The sequence below is a fragment of the Litorilituus sediminis genome (assembly GCF_004295665.1).
GTDB lineage: Bacteria > Pseudomonadota > Gammaproteobacteria > Enterobacterales > Alteromonadaceae > Colwellia > Colwellia sediminis.
Genome location: NZ_CP034759.1, coordinates 583982 through 601932, shown reverse-complemented (window position 1 = coordinate 601932; position 17951 = coordinate 583982). Strand labels below are relative to the sequence as shown.

The following is a 17951-nucleotide window of genomic DNA, read 5'->3' as shown; positions in this document are numbered from 1 at the left end:
TGACCCTATGAAATATAAAATTATTAGTCTTATTCTTGCTTGTTATGGGGTAATTGGTTTAAGCATTGTGCTTTTTACTGAGCTGGCAAGTCCGATGGTATATGTTATTGCCACATCGCTTTATGTGCTTATTCCAACTTATGGTGCTTGGGGAGTATGGCATCAAAAGCGGATAGCGTTAATTACTTCTATGCTTTTGTTTATTTCACAGAGCATTCGTTTGGTGGATAAGCACAGCATAATGCCTCATATTTCACCTATTACAGTGTCATTTCCTATTACGGACTTTAGCCAAGGCTCTGGCTATTTAATTGATTGTTTTGCTATAGCTATGTTTTACTCTTTAGCTTGGTTACTAAAAGAGCAAACAAATAAAAAACATTAGTGAATTTAACTAATTACGTTGGTTAAATTCACTATTTATTTGCTTTTGCTATTTTTTTTGATAACACTTAATGATATAAATTTCATGTAAATCAATTGGTTATGTTGTTGAACTTAGGTTTGCTATCAAAAGTGTTCTTTTTAATGAGGTTATAAAAATGAACACAAAAATAAAACTAACTATCGCATCTACATTATTCTTAGGTTTTGCAGCATCAAGCATGGCAGCCACTAAGGTTAATTTTAATAGCGATGCTTATCCATTTACCAACGAAGAAAAAGCCCATATCAGTAAAATAATTAATCAATCAGAGCAAGAAGTGAGAAAGTTACTACCAACATTGGATGAAACCATTACCGTTAATGTGGTCACCACAGATCGTAATATTGATATGGTCGGCGGGGTATTTGGTCGGGCAGATGCGCCTGGTTTATTAGAAGTAACATTATCGACAGCCTCTAAAAATGGCGTGATTGGCTCGGCAGATACGGCGCTTACCTCAAGCCTTTATCATGAAATGCATCATTTAGCCCGTGGATGGACAATGACCGAGAATAGATTTGGTGTACAACCTGGTATTCCCGTTGCCACGGTTAATGAAGGCTTAGCAAGTGTTTTTGCTGATACTTATACTGATGAATATTTTCCTCTTGCTTATGACTACCCCGAACAAGCCGCACAGTGGTTAGATGAAATTATGAATTTACCTAAAGATGCTAATTATGGTCACTGGGTGAGTGGTTTTCATCCTGACGGTAGAAGTGTGATCGGTTATCGTATTGGCCGTTATGTGGTTCACCAAGCGATGGAAAAAACCAATAAAGACATTTTAGCGCTAAGTAATATGACGCCAGAAGCAATCTTAGCAGTCGTTTTAAGTGAATAATTTTTTTAGACATACTTTCTGACAATTTCTATAAAAGCTCAAAACATCCATGCTTTGAGCTTTTGTAATATTGTTGTATAAAACAGGCTATTAATTTAATTTTCAGCGCGTTAGCTGCATTTAATGTTATAGAAAAGGAATGCTATGAGAATTACTCATTGTTTGGCTTTGATGACAGGCTTGTTGTTTAGCACTCAAGTGCTGGCAAATGAACAATTAGTTTCTGTTCATACCGAGACAGGAACTTTACAGGGAAGTTTACTTGACGTTGAAGGTGAAACTAAAACAGTTGCTTTAATTATTGCAGGCTCTGGCCCTACCGACAGAAATGGCAATAACCCTAAAATGGTTAATAACTCGCTGAAAATGTTGGCAAATGCTTTGGGCGAAAAAGGTATCTCATCGTTAAGGTACGATAAGCGTGGTATTGGCGCCAGCAAAACTGCCGGCTTAGCCGAGAAAAATTTAAGATTCGAACACTATATTGAAGACGCTAACGCTTGGCTTGATTACTTAGCTAACAATAAGCAATTTGAGCAAATTATTGTTATTGGTCACAGTGAAGGTGCGCTGATTGGTATGTTAGCGGCTCACCATAAGCAGGTAGATAAATATATTTCTCTGGCAGGGGTTGGTCAGCCTATTGATGAAACGATTCGCCAACAGCTTAGCAAACAAGCTGAGTTTGTGTTAACTAATACGATTCCTATTTTAGAAAAGTTAAAGCAAGGTCAAACGGTTGATAATGTACCTAATTATCTCATGTCTTTATTTCGTCCCAGTGTACAGCCTTATATGATTTCTTGGCTAAAATATGATCCGCAAAAAGAAATTGCTCAATTAAATAAACCTATTTTACTGGTTCAAGGGGAAACTGACTTGCAAGTTACTGTAGCGGATGTAAATAAATTGGCTAAGGCAAATAATGCGGCTGAAAAAGTGATTATTACTAAGATGAATCACATTTTTAAAGAGGCAAGTATAAATCCGCAAGCAAACTTTGCTACCTATAATCAAGCTGATTTACCTATCATGCCAGAATTAGTTGAAGCAATTGTTCAGTTTATTAACAGAGTATCGCGTTAACAGAGTATCAAGAAGTTATGCTAGCCATACGCAGTTTTAAAGTAAGCGATAAAGATAAATTAGCTGATTTAGCGGTACTAGCGTTTCAGGAATATCAACAAGCCTATGAAGATTGGCCAGCATTAGTTAAGCGCTTAAGGTGTTTTGCTGAGCTGGCAAGCTCGGCTGATATTTTTGTTGCCACTATAGCTAATGAGATTGTAGGAGCAGTAGCTTATGTGGGCGCTCAGTCAGAAAAGGCTGACTATTTTCCCGATAATACGCCAATTATTCGCATGTTAGTGGTTGCTCCTAAAGCTCGGGGACAAGGCATTGGCATGAAGTTAACCCAAGCTTGTATTGATAAAGCGCGTAGTGGTAAAAATAAACAAATTGCCTTACATACCAGTTCGATAATGAAGTCGGCTTTAACTATGTACTTAGCTATGGGCTTTGAGAAAACGGCTGATGCGCCAACGCTTTTAGGCGTAGACTATGGTGTCTATGTTAAACGTTTAGGCAACGACGATTGAAGAAGGGGTCAATGTGAAAGTTTACGGTGATAGTAAGTCAGGAAATTGTTATAAAATTAAATTGCTTATGTCGTTGTTAGAGATAGAGCATCAATGGATTGATGTTGATATTTTAGCAAAAGAAACAACAACCGCTGAATTTTTAGCTATGAACCCCAATGGTAAAATTCCTCTACTTGCTTTAGATGACGGTCGTTTTATTGCTGAATCAAATGCCATTATAAATTACCTTGCTGCTGGCACAGATCTGATTGGTGAAGATACCTTTCGTTATGCCAAAATTCAGCAATGGCAATTTTTTGAACAATATAGCCATGAGCCATACATAGCAGTAGCAAGGTTTATCGCTAAGTACCTAGGTTTACCTGCAGATAGAAAAGCAGAGTATCAAGCAAAGCAACAAGGTGGCCATAAAGCATTAGCTGTTATGGAGCAGCAACTAAGACAAAGCGATTATTTAGTTGACGATAAACTTTCTACCGCAGATATCGCTTTATACGCGTATACCCATGTTGCACACGAAGGTGGTTTTGATTTGAAGCAGTATCCAGCTATTCAAGCCTGGCTTAGCCGAATTGAACAGCAGCCTAATTATACCGCCATGGGCTAGCCAGCTTTTAATCACAACTAATATAACGCTTATATAACTAAAGGATAAATATGCCTCATTTTGTCGTTGAATGTTCAGACACCGTATTAGCCACTCATGATGAAGATAACATCAATGAGCAATTGTTTTTTGTTGCCAAAGCCAGTGGCCTTTTTATTGAATCTGATATAAAAGTCAGGGTAAAACCTTTTGCAAACTACCGTGTTGGTAATAAAAAGGTCGATTTTATTCATGTCTTTGCCGATATCATGCAGGGCAGAACGCAAGAGCAAAAAGCAGCGTTATCTTATGCTGTTGTTAACAAACTAGTACAGTTATTTCCATCGGTTGATAATATCGCCATGAATATCAGAGACTTTGAAAAGGCAACGTATTGCAATAAAGGTATGCTTTAGTAGCATAGCTGGATAAGAAGCAACCCTGAAGGACGATTTATGACAGTTATTGCTGATACACCTAAACCACCATATTATGCGGTAATTTTTACCTCCATTCGTAGCCAAACAGATAATGGTTATAACAAGATGGCGGAGAAAATGATGACCTTGGCGCAGCAACAACCAGGCTTTCTTGGCGTTGAATCTGCCAGAGAAGGTGTCGGTATTACGGTATCTTATTGGCAAAATTTGCAAGATATTAAGCATTGGAAAGCCAATACTGAGCACTTAGAAGCGCAAGAGACAGGCCGTAAACTTTGGTATGAGGCTTATCGTGTCAGAATTGCCAAGGTAGAAAAAGATTATGGTTTATAGCAATTCGATTATTCTTATAGGAAGTGCATGGTTGCGTTAAGAGAGCTAACAATTACAGATACCCCTTTGATTGTTGCAGCCTTGAACGATGAAGATGTTATTCATCATTTATCCTCTAAGATACCTCAGCCATATCGTGAAGAAGATGCACTGTGGTGGATAAATCAGGGTAGTAAAGACAAGGCAATATCTAAAGCGATTACCTTTAAAGGCGAATTTTGTGGCGTAATAGGTGTTTACCTGCAATCTTTTGATTATCAACATAGTGCTGAGTTGGGTTATTGGATAACTAAAAACTTATGGGGTAAGGGGATAGCATCAAAAGCTACCATGCTGTTTACTCAGTTACTGTTTTCAAGTACCCATATTACACGTATTTACAACCCGGTTAATGCAGATAATATTGCTTCAATCGGAGTGATGAAAAATGCGGGCTTTAAATTAGAGGGAATTTTAAACCAGTCTGCTTATAAGTACGGTAAATACAACGATGAACATTTATATGCATTACTAAAAAGAAGAACATGATGAATTTAAGAGCTGCAACAATTGATGATTTAAACCTTATTGCTAATTTGCATGCAAATAGCTGGCGCGATGTGTATGCGCAAGTGTTGTCTTCTAAATACCTTAAAGATGATGTTGTGGCAGAGCGCACTGCGTTATGGACAGAGCGACTTAAAGCGCCAAAGGCAAATCAATTAGTATTAGTTGCTGAACTCAATAATAACCTTGTCGGCTTTATCTGTTGTTTTGGTGCAAATCATAATGATTATGGCAGTATTATCGATAACCTGCATGTCAGCGCTGATTGTAAAGGTCAGGGGATTGGTAAACGATTAATTAAAACCGCAATAACTTGGTTATTAAATAATTATCCAAATGCGCCTTTGTATTTAGAAGTGCTGGAATGTAACCCTAAAGCAATAGGGTTTTATCAATCTATTGGAGCAAAAGAGCTAGCAACAGCTTATTGGCATACACCGTGCGGTAATAAAGCAAAAGAGTTTTTAGTAGGCTGGCAATCATTAACTGACTTGAATGAAAAATTATAGTTTTTTGTAGTTAACCTCAGCTTCACATAAGCCATGCGTTTCTAGCCGCTATTTTTACTGACTTCTTCGTTATTTTGAAGTGAAATAGCTAACTATTCCTACTTCAAAAAGCCTTGAATTCAGACAATAATATCTAGCTAGAAATTAAAAAAATCCATAGCCTATTGATTTGATTAGGTTTGGCGCGATTTCTTATGCAAACCTGAGGTTAGTTAACTCCAATAGATTTGCGTAGCAGGGTAGTTATGCTAGTTGCCAGTTGATGCTAATTTACTCTAAAAAGATTGATTTAAGGTAAAAATTAATCACGGCGCTGATTTGATAATTGAGGCATTCGTCTTATTTTTTTAATCAGGCCTGCTGTGTACACCTCCAACATTGTTAGCTCTTATATTCTGATAGTGTAGGGCTAACGTCATTAATTTCTTAATAAATTTATATATCATTAACTCATTTAGTATCTTTCGAATTTATACATGGTAAAAATGATAATTGTTATCATTTTACTTCTCATTGATGAGTGTTTAGGTATAATTCACAGCGATGAAAAACAACCATAATTATATCCATCACATTGTCCTAAAAGAATAATTTTCAAATTTTAAGGGAAAATAATGTTTACTAAAAAATTAAGTGCAGTGGCTTGTGCTGTGTTCACTGCTGTTTGTCAAAATGCCTTAGCAGATGATGTTGTAGCTGATGAAGAACAATCGCTCGAAACGATTGTTGTTTATGGTGAAAAAGCAAATCGTAAGCTAAAAGATACTGCATCTTCTGTGTCTGTTATTACTGAGGAATCGTTAAAAAGTTTACAGCATATTAGTGTCAGTAGCGCTATTGCTGAGATCCCCAATGTTGTGGTGTTATCTGGTGCTGCTCCTGACATTCGTGGTATTTCGGGTAATGGCTCAGGTACCGGATTTAATGGTGTTTCTGGTGGTGCTAAACCTCGTGTTACCACATTAATCGATGGTGTCGCTGAACCTTTTATGGCCGATCTAACTGGTGATACCGGGATGTGGGATATTGAGCAAATTGAGGTATTTCGTGGCCCGCAATCAACCAGTAATGGTCGTAATAGCATAGGTGGTTTGATCTTTATTAAAACCAAAGATCCAACCTATGATTGGCAAAGTGCCGCGCGAGTAGGCTATAGAAATCAAAGTAGCTATATCGATACTTCATTTATGACTTCTGGTCCTATTATTGATAATGAACTCGCGTTTAGATTAACAGGTCAAATATTAGATGGTGAAGACTATGATAACAGCGTTATCTTTGAAGAGAATGAACCGCCATTTGATTTAGACGAAGTGAAAACTCAGCGATATAAAGGTAAGTTACTTTGGGAGCCAAAGGCACTAGATAATTTAAGTACTTTATTCACTTTTACAAGTAATGAAGAAAAAGGTAACACGGGTCGTAATTACTTTACCCAAGACCATCCTTGGGCTTTTATTCCTATTTTACAGCGCTATATGGATACCGAATCTAAAACCACGAGCTTACGCATAGATTATGAAATCAATAACAATATGAGTTTTGATATCTTAGCAGCCTATATGGATTATAACTGGGGCTTTGATACCTATGAAGAAAACCCCGCTCGTCAGCAACAACTGCAAATGGATGAAGAAAACTTAACCCTAGATGCAAAATTAAACTTTGGCTTAATGAGTAACACACTTAAAGGTTTTGTTGGTGTTGCTTATTTTGAACGTGAACAAGATTATGAAAGTGTCAGTGCCTATAGTTACCATGGTCAAGATGAAAGTGACTCCAAAGCTGTTTATGGTGAAGTGAGCTACGCGTTTACTGATGCATTTAGCATTATTGCAGGTGGTCGAATTGAAAGAGAAACACAGTATCGTGACTTTACTAATGTTGTCGATGGTTTAGATGAAACCTCAGTATTAGATCAAAGTAAAACCATCAAATTACCTAAGTTAGTTTTACAATATGAGTTATCAGATACCACTACTGCCTCAATTAGTGCAAGACGAGGTTACAACGCAGGTGGTGGTGCTTTAGACTGGGCAAGCGGTGAGTATTATTACTATGACTCTGAAACCGTAAATACATTTGAAACCGGTATTCGCTCTAGCTTTGATGAAGGTAATATCAATGTCAGTGCTAATATTTTTTATAATGATTATGATGGTTACCAAGCACCTGGTTTAGATAGAAAAATTAATAATATTGACGATGTGATTACCTATGGCGCTGAATTTGAAATATCAGCCATGATCACAGATGATTTACGTATTAATGGTGGTCTAGGCTTATTAGCGTCAGAAATTAAAGATGGTAATGAAACGTATCAACATATTGATGGTAATGAGTTAAGTTCTGCGCCAGGTGTTACGGCAAATTTTGGCGTTCGTTACTGGTTTATTGAAGATCTTGATGTTGGCTTTAGCGTCAATTATGTCGATGACTATTTTGGTGAGATCACTAATTCAGATGAGCGCATTGCAGGTGATTACACGGTAGCTAAATTTGATGTTAACTATGAAATTAATAGTTGGCAGTTAACTGTATTTGTTAATAACGCGTTTGATGAGCAAGGTTTAATATCTACAGAGCCGCCAGGTCGTGCTTACCCGCAAGGCTACTCTGCTATTGTTGACCCACGTACAGTGGGCGCCTCAGTGACATTTAACTTTTAACCGTAATCGCTTTATCACTTAGATAAAGGGTTTTTAAACAAAGAGGGCATCTCGCCCTCTTTTTTATTACTTAAATTAAGTTGATTTAAGTTGTCGTATTCACCTCAATGGCTTGGTTTACTTGCTTAGCCTTATCCGGCGCTATTGCCCAAACACTGTGTTTATCACCTTGTGTTGCACGCTTTTTGGTTTTTTTAGCGCTTACAAAGAATAACATAGCAAAAACAAACGCTATTAATTCAACAAAGTAATTTTTTTGTTGGAAAGTAGATGCTAGCTCTAAGTGCGGAAGTAAGTAGCCTGCTATGGTCGTTGCAACGATAGCTAAACAAGCAAAAGCTAAGCATAATTGAATGTGAATTGCTCCACGTGCCGCGCCGCGCCACAAGCAATAACCAATAGCAGCAAAAAAGCTGACATAGTATAAGTACAGGTAGTAAATATTGGTTTGCGTGCTGTATATGTAAAGCCATTTACTTGCTAGCATGCTAACAACAACGCCTAATATAGAGCCAAAGCAAACGCCAATAGTAAGTGCCGCCATGACTTTGCTTGATTTACTTTGCTGTTGTTGTTTTTTACGTCTTTTTTCTAACCAAAGTAAGTTACCGCTATAAAATAAAAAGGCGCCAAGTAGTCCCATAATAAAATATACCCAACGACCTAAGTTACCCGCGTAATTGCCAAAATGTAAGCCAAAAAAGCTCGTTACAATTGGGCCATAGTTACTATTGTGCTCGTTATAAACGGTTGAATATTCAACCTCCATGGTAAAGGGGTTCATATAAATAATATCACTGTAACCACCACGCATCAGTTGATCATTAGCTTTTACTTCTATAGCAAGTGATGGGCTTGTGGTATCGAGTCGACTAAAATCGAGCAAGTGTAGTGTATGATTTGGTGCAAGCTCTGCTACTTTATCAATATACTGCTGCATTGGTGGGAGCGAGCTAAAGTCATAGCTTGTTTTACCTGGCGCAGCACGCTCAAATAATGGCTTATCACCATAAACTACAGATAAACCACCGTAAAATGGATCATGCAGGGCAAAAACGACTGCGGTCCAAGCAATAATAAAATGAAACGGTAGGCTGACTACGCCAATTAGGTTATGGCTATCTAGCCAGAAACGGCTGGCGCCTTTATTTTGCCTTAAGGCAAACAGTGATTTAACTAAGGTAGGTAATAAAAATATCACGCCTGAAATTAATGCTAAGAAATACAGCCCGGCAGCAATACCTAAAATTAACACGCCAAGATCTTCATGACCGACTTTGCCAACTATACCGGCAGTTCTATGCAGTTGGTCAATTAAGCTACCCAGCATATTTTTTTCACCCTGATAGCTGACTAACTGATCATATTCATTTAACGTGGCATGCTTTAGTTGATCATCAAGGCGTAAACCCCTCCCGCCACCTTTTTCATACCACATCATAGGCGAGCTATTTTCATCAAAGTTAATAATAAAGCCTTGCTTTACTTTCTCTTGTTGTTTGGCCGCTTCATTGATGAGTTGATCCAATTTAATTGCTGGTATCTGAAGTAGCTCTTGTACTGTTGGTGTTGCCCATTGTTCAATTGCAGGCTTAAACATGGTCAGTGAGCCAGCATAAAAGCCGATAAATAAAACCAGACCCGTGATTATACCTGTCCAAGTATGAATACTTTGATAGGTTCTAATGATATCGCCGCGAATTTTCATACTGTGTACCTTAAAGCGAAGAAGAGTGTGTAGCTGATAAGATTAGCTGAGGCTAAGTAAAGGAAAGCTTGCTTTGCCGTTTTAAACATAAAGGTAAAGGCAATGATAGTGAGCCAAATAGGGCTTATTATCCACATATTAAATTGTACCTTGATGTCGGCATCGATACCGCCTGGGCCATACCAAGCAAATAAGGCAACAAGTGAATAAGCAAAGCTTAAGCCCAAAAATACACCAAGTAGTGATTTTCGCCACCAATGCGGTTGAATTTTAGTTACGGTATTGTTAGTCATGGGAGATGTTCTTTGTTGATAATAAAGTAAACAAGGGAGTTAAAATAAAAAATAACATCAAGGTCATTAACCACATAAATATTGCTGATGCGGGCGTTAATACTTGTTGCCAAGCGATTAGCGCAAGAACAAGTGCAATATAGCTGATAGGACGATATTGCTTTGATAGGGGAGAGCTAAGAACGCGTTGGTTTTTATTTGTCATATAGTAAATAAAGACACCAATGAGGGTAGCCATACATGCCAAGAGGGTAAGCATAGTTATTCTGTCCAGTTGAATTAAAACTGTTGCAATTATATTGATAATGAGAGTTATTATCAATTGCATCTTTACTGTTTTTGTTGATTTTTGTGGAATTTATTATCTAGATAACTAGTTGATAATAAATTAATAATTATGCATGTGCACAAGATTTATTGTATGCAGCCATTGTGCCTTTAAGCTGCTTTGTTTATATTGGAGAAAAAGCTAAATAGATGTACAAGGATGCGTGACAAGCATGTCAGAAGTAGCAGAGCAACTGAATACCAATACTCAATTATTTGAACTACAACCAGGAAAAAACCTCGATTTACAAATTAGTCACCCTGTTTCGGTTCGCCTTAAGCTTACCCTTGTCGGTTATGAGCTGGGTAAATACATTATTTTAAAGTATCCAAGGGTTGCAAACCCGTTAGATTATAAAGATGTGCTGGTCGAAGGAAATGTGGTGATAGTTCGCTACTTACTTGAAGGTAGTAAAGGTGAATGCTTTGCCTTTCGTTCATCCATTAAAAGCGTCTGCCAATATCCTGAGCGCTTTATCTTTTTAGCTTACCCAGAAAAAATAGAAAATAGACAACTGCGCAGACAGCAACGAAATACAATTTATCTACCCGCTTCAATTATGATTGAAGATTCGACGCAAGCACAAGAAAGTCAGCTCAGTGGCGTTATTGTCGATATTTCAGAAAAAGGCTGTGGCTTTACCTTTAAAAGTCAAAGCACAAGCACCACAGTGAATAAACGCAATATTATTGTTAAGGTGCAAACCCATGGTAAGCAAGAATTCAAAATTGCCGCCAAAGTGTGTAATAGCCGTAATGAAAAGGGCAATGTCAGTGTCGGTATTCAATTTCTAGAGAATCAACCACAAATAAGTGAGCTATTAGGGCAACTGTTCATTCTCAATTAGTTTATATTTAACCTTAGGTTATTTTTATTCACCTATATTGCTTGCTACACTAGGCTTATTACTCAAAGAAACGCTATTAAAAGCTTTATGTCTAAAAAACTACCGCCACTGCATTTACTGTCTATTTTTGAAGCTTCTGCACGACATGAGAACTTTAAAGCGGCATCCGAAGAGCTGTGTATTACCCCTTCTGCAGTAAGTCATCAGGTTAAATCATTAGAAGCTTTTTTAGGTTTTGAATTGTTTTTAAGAAAAAGTCGCGGTGTTAGTTTAAATTCAGCCGGTAAAGTGTATTTACATTATGTACAGCAAGGCTTAAGCAAGTTAGAGCAAGGTACTAAGGTGGTAAGTAATAAGTTTTCAAACCCTGCGCTTAAAATTACCACGTTTCCGACTATGGCGAGCAATGCCATTATCCCACAGCTTGGCTTGTTTCAACAAAGCCATCCAGAAATTGATATACGTATTGAAACTGGCATGCAGCTCACTGATTTACGTTACGATGACAGCGATCTAGCAATCAGGCTAGGCAATGGTAATTGGCCTGGGGTTATCTCCAAAAAACTGATGTCGTTACAAGTACATGCGCTTTGCTCGCCAGAATTTGCTAAGCAATATCAGTTAAAGTCACCTGAGCAAATAGCCGATGTTCCCTTAATTGATTTGTCTAATATGGATAATGTCTGGCAAATGTGGGCAAAAGAGTTAGCTTTAGATATCAAAGATTTTAAACATAAATTAACCTTTAGCCATTATGAGGCATCATTACAAGCGGCAGAGCAGGGCTTAGGACTAGCACTCGCTGTGCTGCCAGTAGAAAACCAATTACTTGAACGTAACTTATTAGTCTCGCCTTTTGCTGTTAGCGCACCTTACTTTAAAGATCTTTACGCAGTTTATCGCGAAGAAGATGAAGATAGGCACGATATCTTGTGCTTTATTGATTGGCTAATTCGCTCACCGTTACTTAAAGTACGCAGCTAATCTAGTTCACCAAACCTATGGGTGAGTTTAATTCATCTATAGGGTGAATATTTTCCTTTTGTTTGTCTAAGCGATTTTTACTATCGTTTGTTTTAACACTTATTAAGTTGTTTGCTTAAAGCAAAAGGATAGCCACATGAAAGCAAGAGCACTCGTTATCATTCTATATCGTATTTTTGCCGTGTTATTAATACTTTTACCTGTTGTGTTTAACCTGATAAATCAAGGCTCGCTTATTAGCGCACTTGTTTATGTACCGTTAATAAGTTGTGCCGTGGCAGGTTTAGCTATTTTTATCGATGGTCTCTTAGTCGAGTATGTCATGGCAGACAACTCAGCTGAATCAGCCAACTTAACCGTGGTAGCTAACAGCCAGGCGCAGTCAGAGCACATAAGTACCGCCAAGCACGTTTGTTCGTTAAAAGTAAACGTGAAGGATTTTAATTCAGCCGCTTAGTGTTAAGCGTTAACTGTTAAATGGTAAGGATTAAAGATGGTATATTAGCTGTAATTAGGTAGAATTATTAGCACATTAGTCGCTATCACGCCTTTTCTCCTAACTATGCGTATTCTTCACACTTCAGATTGGCATTTAGGTCAATCTTTTTACGGTAAAAGCCGTGCACATGAGCATGAACAATTTTTAGCTTGGCTTATCACGCAAGTAAAGCACTATGACATAGATGCTGTTATCGTTGCTGGCGATATTTTTGATACGGCTACTCCACCGAGTTACGCACGCGAAATCTATTATAATTTTATCGCGCAAATGCACCAAATAGGCTGTCACTTGGTCGTATTAGCGGGTAATCATGATTCTGTCGCTATGCTAAGTGAGTCCAAATCCTTGTTATCAAGTTTATCTGCACAGGTTGTCCCTAAGGTAGATACTGAAGACTACAGCAATGAACAGCTTATTGTTATTAAAGATAAAAACGATAAAGCAAGTGCCATTGTTTGTGCTATTCCTTTTATTAGACCGCGCGATATTATGAAAAGCCAAGCGGGTCAATCTGCCAGTGACAAGCAGCAACAGTTACAACAAGCTATTGCCGAACATTATCAAAGCTTGTATTTGGAGGCTGAAAAGCTAAAGCAAAACATTGCCGATAAAGAAGGGTATAAGGTGCCTATTATAGCTACGGGGCATTTAACGGCACTTGGGGTCAGTGTTGCTGACAGTAAAAGTGATGCCGTACGGGATATTTATATTGGTACATTAGAAGCCTTTCCAAGTAGTGCATTTCCGCCTGCTGACTATATTGCCCTTGGCCATATTCATAGGGCTCAAACCGTGGCAAAGTCAGAGCATATTCGTTATAGCGGCTCACCAATCCCGTTAAGTTTTGATGAAGCTAAGCAAAATAAAAGCGTCTTTATTGTCAGCTTTACTCAAGATAAGCTGGCTGATGTTGAAAAAATTACTATTCCTAGTTTTCAGCCGATGGCAGTTTTACAAACTAAACTTGAGGATTTAACCGATAATACTAAGGCATTGCTTGAGCAATTTAGCGAGCAAATAAATGCACAAAATACCTTATGGCTAGATGTTGAAATAGAAAGTGCTGAACATTTAAATGATCTTCAGCAACGTTTAGCTGAGCAGTTAGCGGATGCGCCGGTAGAAGTGTTATTACTAAGGCGCTGTAAAAAAGCACGTAAGTTACTACAGCAAAGCCAAGGTATTGATAATAAAGTAACCTTGGCTGAGTTGAGCCATGATGATGTTTTTCAAGCTAAGCTCGAGTCATTAGATTTACAAAGCCCGGAAGAATTAGCAAGAAAAGCGCGTTTGCAGCAATTATTTCAGCAAACTTTAGTTAAGGTAGAAGCGCAGTGTCAGCAACAAACGAGCAAGCTTGAAGATGAATTAAGCCCAGCATTCGCGGATAATTCGCAAGTAAACGGTGCGCAAGCGAAATCTGAGCTAGAGGCTAGTTCATGAGAATCTTAACATTACGCTTTGAGAACATTAACTCCCTTAAAGGCAGCTGGCAAATAGACTTTACTAAGGAGCCGTTTGATAGCAATGGCTTATTTGCGATTACTGGGGCAACAGGTGCGGGTAAAACCAGTATTTTAGATGCGATTTGTCTTGCTTTGTATCATCAAACACCACGCCTTAGTGTTTCTAAAAAGCAAAACCAATTGATGACACGCCATACCAGTCACTGCATGGCAGAAGTTGAGTTTGAAGTGAAAGGCCAAGGTTATCGCGCTTTTTGGAGTCAAAAAAGAGCGCGTAATAAGCTTGATGGTAATTTGCTTGAACCTGTTGCTGAGCTGGCGCGTCTTGATGGCACTATTGTTGCCGAAAAATTAAAAGATGTCCGTGCGGGTATTGCGCAAATAACCGGGCTAAATTTCTCCCGCTTTACTAAATCAATGATGTTATCTCAAGGTGAGTTCGCCGCTTTTTTAAATGCCGATCCGAAAGAGCGAGCATTATTGTTAGAGCAGTTAACGGGCACGGAGATTTATGGTCTTATTTCTCAGCAAGTCTTTAATGATCATAAAGTCGCTGAGCAGGAGTTAGCGCTATTACAAGCAAAAAAACAAGCTGTGTTGTTATTGCCTGATGAAGAAGTCGCGAACTTAACAGAGCAATTAACTGAGTTATCGCATTTAGATAGCGCGCATAGCAAACAGCATAATGAACTTATTGCCTTAAAATCATGGCGACTTGCGCTAGAAGAAAATACTCAGCAACTAGATAAATCACAAGCTGAATTAGACGAGGTAAAGCAACGTGAGCTTGAGGCTAAACCAGAGCTGGATAAACTACTGTTAGCTGTACCTGCAGAGCAAATCCATGGCAAATATCAGCTTTTTTGCCAAGCTAAACAAAGGTTATCAGAACAAGAGCAGGCGCTTGAACAATTAGCACAGCAGCATAAGCAAATATCTGACGCAGTTAAGCAAGAAGAGCAAAACCTGTCAGTAACTGAGCAAGAGCAAAATCAAGTATTACAGCAACTGGCGGCAAGTGAAGTGTTACTTCGCGATAAAATTGTGCCACTTGAAACGGCCATTACCAGCCAAGAGCAAGAGTTAACTAAGCTAAAGCAAACAATTACGGTATTAAATGAAACGCATACAGAGTTAACACAACAACAACAAAGTACCGCTGAGCAGCAGCAAGTACTTTCTGGCAAATTAAGCGCGCAAAAACAGCAGTTGGCAGCACAAGCGAATAGTCATGAACTAGCCAATAGGCTGCCCCGTTGGCATGAGCAGTTTACTCAGCTTGCCAAGCATAGAAGCAAAGCTTTAGCTTTTAATGAGCAAGAGCAGCAATGTCACACTGAGCTTGAAAAGCTGAACAAGCAAAGTGTCGATAAACAAGCGCAGTTACAAGCGTATCAACAAGATTTACAAAGTGAAGCCAATAAACTTGCTGAATTTGGCCAAAAGCAACAAGCCTTGTATCAAAATCATCAACCGGCATTAGATGCGTTATTTGCTAAAGATGTAATACTAACCTTGGCATCACAGCAATTAACAACACCCTTGTTGGCAAAGCAACAACAAGTTAATGCTTTACAGCAAGGTATTGTACTATCACAGCGCTTAAGCGCACTGTATAACGAGCAAAATGAGCTAGCTCAGCATAGCCATCAGCAAGAGCAAGTTATTATTGATACGCAAAGCCAATTAACACAAATGCGCACGCGATTTGGTGAATTAAATCAGCAACAAAAAGATGTTGAGAACTTATTACAACAGCATCAAGCCATAATGTCGTTAGCAGAGCATAGGCAACAATTACAAGCGCATCAGCCATGTCCGCTGTGTGGCTCAACAGAGCATCCGCTACTACAAGGTTATCAAGGTATTGATAGCAATGAGCACCAACAACGTTTAACGGCGATTAAACAAGAGAAAAAACAATTAGAAGAGCAGGGCAATCAGCTTAACCGTCAGCATAGTCAAAGCACAGGCTTATTAGCAAGCTACAAAGAAAGACAACAAGTAATTGAAAAAGAACTCGCCGATAATAGCCAGCAGTGGCAACAGTTAACCAAAGCGAATGCCATTCACCTTGATATTAATCAGCTTAATGAGCTTAACGCACAGCTTCATTTATGCCAGCAGCAGCTAGATAGTCTTAGCCAATATCAAAGTGATTTACAATTACTTGAGCAAGCACAAGCCGATAATAAAGAGGTATTACGAAAAATTGAGGGGCAAGTACAAGATTGCCAAAGTCAAATAACTGTGCTGCTGGGGCAAATTGACAATGTTCAGCAAAATAGTCAATCAATTCAGCAAAACAAAGCGCAATTAGATAATGAATTGATGCAGTGTTACCAACTGCTTAGGCAAGAGATCCTTGAGTTACAGATAACACTACCAGAAAGCTTAGTGTCGGAAAATGCGCTGACATTGACTGGCACATTCAATAAAGAGCAACTAGAAAACGAGCAAGCAGGCGAACAAGCTTGGTTAATAACACAGCAGCAAGTTGCAGAGCAGCATCAGCAATTATTGCAACAAATAGAGCTGGCTGAACAGCAACTTATTAGTCTTAATCAAGCGCAAGCTGTCGTTGATAGTCAATATCAGCAAAGCCATGAGCAGCTACAAGTTAAGCAAGCTGAATATCAAGCGCTATCAGAGCAATTACAGTTGCAAAATGAGTTACGCGTTACTGGTTATCTGGAGTTAAATCTTACTTTTGAAGATGGTTATAGTGTTGATATAGCAACAAAAATCATTAGCGAGCAAAGAGAACTAAGCACTAGCGCTATTGAACAAGCAAAAGCAAGTCTAGCTAACGTTCAACAGCAAGATAATCAGCTATTAGGGCAATTAAGTGCGGCGAAAAAGCATTATGAACAGCTAATTTCTGAACAAAAAATAGCCAGTGATAATTGGTTGTCTGTGTTATCGGAAAGTCAATTTACCGATGAAGCTCAATTTTTAGCAGCGTTAATATCACCACAAGAAAAAGATGAATTACAAGCATTAGCAAAAGCACTTGAGCAAAGTAAAGGTCATTTTATGACCTTGTTAGAACAAGCGAAATTAAATGAAAAACAATTACGTTTAAAGCAAGCTGATTTTGAACAGAGCGAGTACTTTTCATTAGAGCTAAGTGCCCTTGATAGTCAATTAACCGCGCTGTCAGATTTAATGAAAGAAAACCAAATTCAGCTTGGACAAGTAAAGCAAACTTTATCTACGGATGAAGAAAACAAGCGTACTCAGCAGGCATTAATTGAACAGATTGAACTATCACGTAGCAAACTAGATGATTTAAGCTATTTAAATGGCCTGATAGGCTCAGCTGATGGCGCTAAGTTTAGACGCTTTGCGCAAGGTTTAACCTTACATTACCTGGTGCATTTAGCTAATGAGCAGTTAGATAAGCTAGATGGCCGTTATCAATTACAATGTCAGCAAAGTGATAATTTAACATTACAAGTACTGGATACTTGGCAAGGTGATAGTGTTAGAGATACTAAAACTTTATCGGGTGGAGAAAGTTTTTTAGTGAGTTTAGCGTTAGCGTTAGCTTTATCAGATTTAGTGAGCAGTAAAACCAGCATAGATTCACTATTTCTGGATGAGGGGTTTGGCACTTTAGATAATGAAACATTAGAAGTGGCATTAGATGCTTTGGACTGCCTAAATGCTAGTGGTAAAACTATAGGTATTATTAGCCACATTGAAGCCTTAAAAGAGCGTATTGCCGTACAGATCAAAGTGAAAAAATTGAGCGGCCTAGGTGTCAGCTCGCTAGAAAAACAATACCAGTATTGTCCTTAACGCTTTTTAATGATGACTGAAAAAGCGATTTATCTTAACAGCTATTACTATCGCAAGGAAAAAC

At 38.4% G+C, this 17951-nt stretch carries 18 protein-coding genes; 15 read left to right on the top strand and 3 right to left on the bottom strand.

All coding sequences use genetic code 11. The features are described 5' to 3' along the window. Nucleotides 1-7: 7 nt before the first annotated feature. The 10 genes from EMK97_RS02770 to EMK97_RS02725 all read left to right on the top strand — a co-directional run bounded on the left by EMK97_RS02770 (nt 8) and on the right by EMK97_RS02725 (nt 7955). Nucleotides 8-385: a hypothetical protein gene (locus EMK97_RS02770; RefSeq protein WP_130599232.1), complete on the top strand. Its 378-nt coding sequence runs from the start codon at nt 8-10 to the stop codon at nt 383-385. Nucleotides 386-542: 157 nt separating this feature from the next. Continuing rightward, nucleotides 543-1271, top strand: a complete 729-nt coding sequence (locus EMK97_RS02765; RefSeq protein ID WP_130599230.1) for a DUF2268 domain-containing putative Zn-dependent protease — start codon at nt 543-545, stop codon at nt 1269-1271. Nucleotides 1272-1415: 144 nt separating this feature from the next. Beyond that, nucleotides 1416-2357, top strand: a complete 942-nt coding sequence (locus tag EMK97_RS02760; RefSeq protein WP_130599228.1) for an alpha/beta hydrolase — start codon at nt 1416-1418, stop codon at nt 2355-2357. Between the two features lie 17 nt (nt 2358-2374). After that, the gene (locus EMK97_RS02755; RefSeq protein ID WP_130599226.1) at nt 2375-2869 is read left to right on the top strand and encodes a GNAT family N-acetyltransferase; all 495 of its coding nucleotides are present in this window, start codon (nt 2375-2377) and stop codon (nt 2867-2869) included. Nucleotides 2870-2882: 13 nt separating this feature from the next. Further along, nucleotides 2883-3479: a glutathione S-transferase family protein gene (locus EMK97_RS02750; protein WP_130599224.1), complete on the top strand. Its 597-nt coding sequence runs from the start codon at nt 2883-2885 to the stop codon at nt 3477-3479. Between the two features lie 50 nt (nt 3480-3529). Next, nucleotides 3530-3874, top strand: coding sequence for a 5-carboxymethyl-2-hydroxymuconate Delta-isomerase (locus tag EMK97_RS02745; RefSeq protein WP_130599222.1), 345 nt, complete (start codon nt 3530-3532; stop codon nt 3872-3874). A gap of 39 nt (nt 3875-3913) precedes the next feature. Next, nucleotides 3914-4231 carry an antibiotic biosynthesis monooxygenase family protein gene (locus EMK97_RS02740; protein ID WP_130599220.1) on the top strand — a complete coding sequence of 106 codons (318 nt, stop codon included), beginning with the start codon at nt 3914-3916 and terminating at the stop codon, nt 4229-4231. Between the two features lie 27 nt (nt 4232-4258). Further along, entirely contained in the window at nt 4259-4759 is a 501-nt protein-coding gene (locus EMK97_RS02735) for a GNAT family N-acetyltransferase (protein WP_130599218.1), read from the top strand. Continuing rightward, on the top strand, nt 4756-5286 hold the full coding sequence (locus EMK97_RS02730) for a GNAT family N-acetyltransferase (RefSeq protein WP_130599216.1): 531 nt from the start codon (nt 4756-4758) through the stop codon (nt 5284-5286). Before EMK97_RS02735 ends, EMK97_RS02730 begins: the two co-directional genes overlap by 4 nt. A gap of 614 nt (nt 5287-5900) precedes the next feature. After that, the gene (locus tag EMK97_RS02725; RefSeq protein WP_130599214.1) at nt 5901-7955 is read left to right on the top strand and encodes a TonB-dependent receptor; all 2055 of its coding nucleotides are present in this window, start codon (nt 5901-5903) and stop codon (nt 7953-7955) included. Nucleotides 7956-8040: 85 nt separating this feature from the next. On the opposite strand, the gene EMK97_RS02720 is transcribed toward EMK97_RS02725, so the two are convergent. The 3 genes from EMK97_RS02720 to EMK97_RS02710 are packed head-to-tail and all read right to left on the bottom strand — an operon-like array spanning nt 8041 to nt 10194. Next, on the bottom strand, nt 8041-9663 hold the full coding sequence (locus EMK97_RS02720; RefSeq protein WP_130599212.1) for a PepSY-associated TM helix domain-containing protein: 1623 nt from the start codon (nt 9661-9663) through the stop codon (nt 8041-8043). Then, nucleotides 9660-9956 carry a hypothetical protein gene (locus EMK97_RS02715; RefSeq protein ID WP_130599210.1) on the bottom strand — a complete coding sequence of 99 codons (297 nt, stop codon included), beginning with the start codon at nt 9954-9956 and terminating at the stop codon, nt 9660-9662. Before EMK97_RS02715 ends, EMK97_RS02720 begins: the two co-directional genes overlap by 4 nt. Next, the gene (locus EMK97_RS02710; protein WP_130599208.1) at nt 9949-10194 is read right to left on the bottom strand and encodes a hypothetical protein; all 246 of its coding nucleotides are present in this window, start codon (nt 10192-10194) and stop codon (nt 9949-9951) included. The genes EMK97_RS02715 and EMK97_RS02710 overlap by 8 nt, the downstream gene beginning before the upstream one ends. Nucleotides 10195-10456: 262 nt before the next feature. Between EMK97_RS02710 and EMK97_RS02705 the strand changes: the two genes are divergently transcribed. The 5 genes from EMK97_RS02705 (at nt 10457) to EMK97_RS02685 (ending at nt 17887) form a co-directional block, all read left to right on the top strand. Continuing rightward, entirely contained in the window at nt 10457-11131 is a 675-nt protein-coding gene (locus EMK97_RS02705; RefSeq protein WP_130599206.1) for a flagellar brake domain-containing protein, read from the top strand. An 87-nt stretch (nt 11132-11218) separates the two neighbouring features. Further along, nucleotides 11219-12115 (top strand): LysR substrate-binding domain-containing protein, encoded by an 897-nt coding sequence (locus tag EMK97_RS02700; RefSeq protein WP_130599204.1) that lies wholly within the window; start codon nt 11219-11221, stop codon nt 12113-12115. Between the two features lie 136 nt (nt 12116-12251). Then, complete coding sequence (locus EMK97_RS02695) at nt 12252-12572, top strand: hypothetical protein (protein ID WP_130599202.1); 321 nt, start codon at nt 12252-12254, stop codon at nt 12570-12572. A 105-nt stretch (nt 12573-12677) separates the two neighbouring features. Further along, nucleotides 12678-14060, top strand: a complete 1383-nt coding sequence (gene sbcD, locus EMK97_RS02690; protein WP_130599200.1) for an exonuclease subunit SbcD — start codon at nt 12678-12680, stop codon at nt 14058-14060. After that, nucleotides 14057-17887: an AAA family ATPase gene (locus EMK97_RS02685; RefSeq protein ID WP_130599198.1), complete on the top strand. Its 3831-nt coding sequence runs from the start codon at nt 14057-14059 to the stop codon at nt 17885-17887. The genes sbcD and EMK97_RS02685 overlap by 4 nt, the downstream gene beginning before the upstream one ends. Nucleotides 17888-17951: the final 64 nt, after the last annotated feature.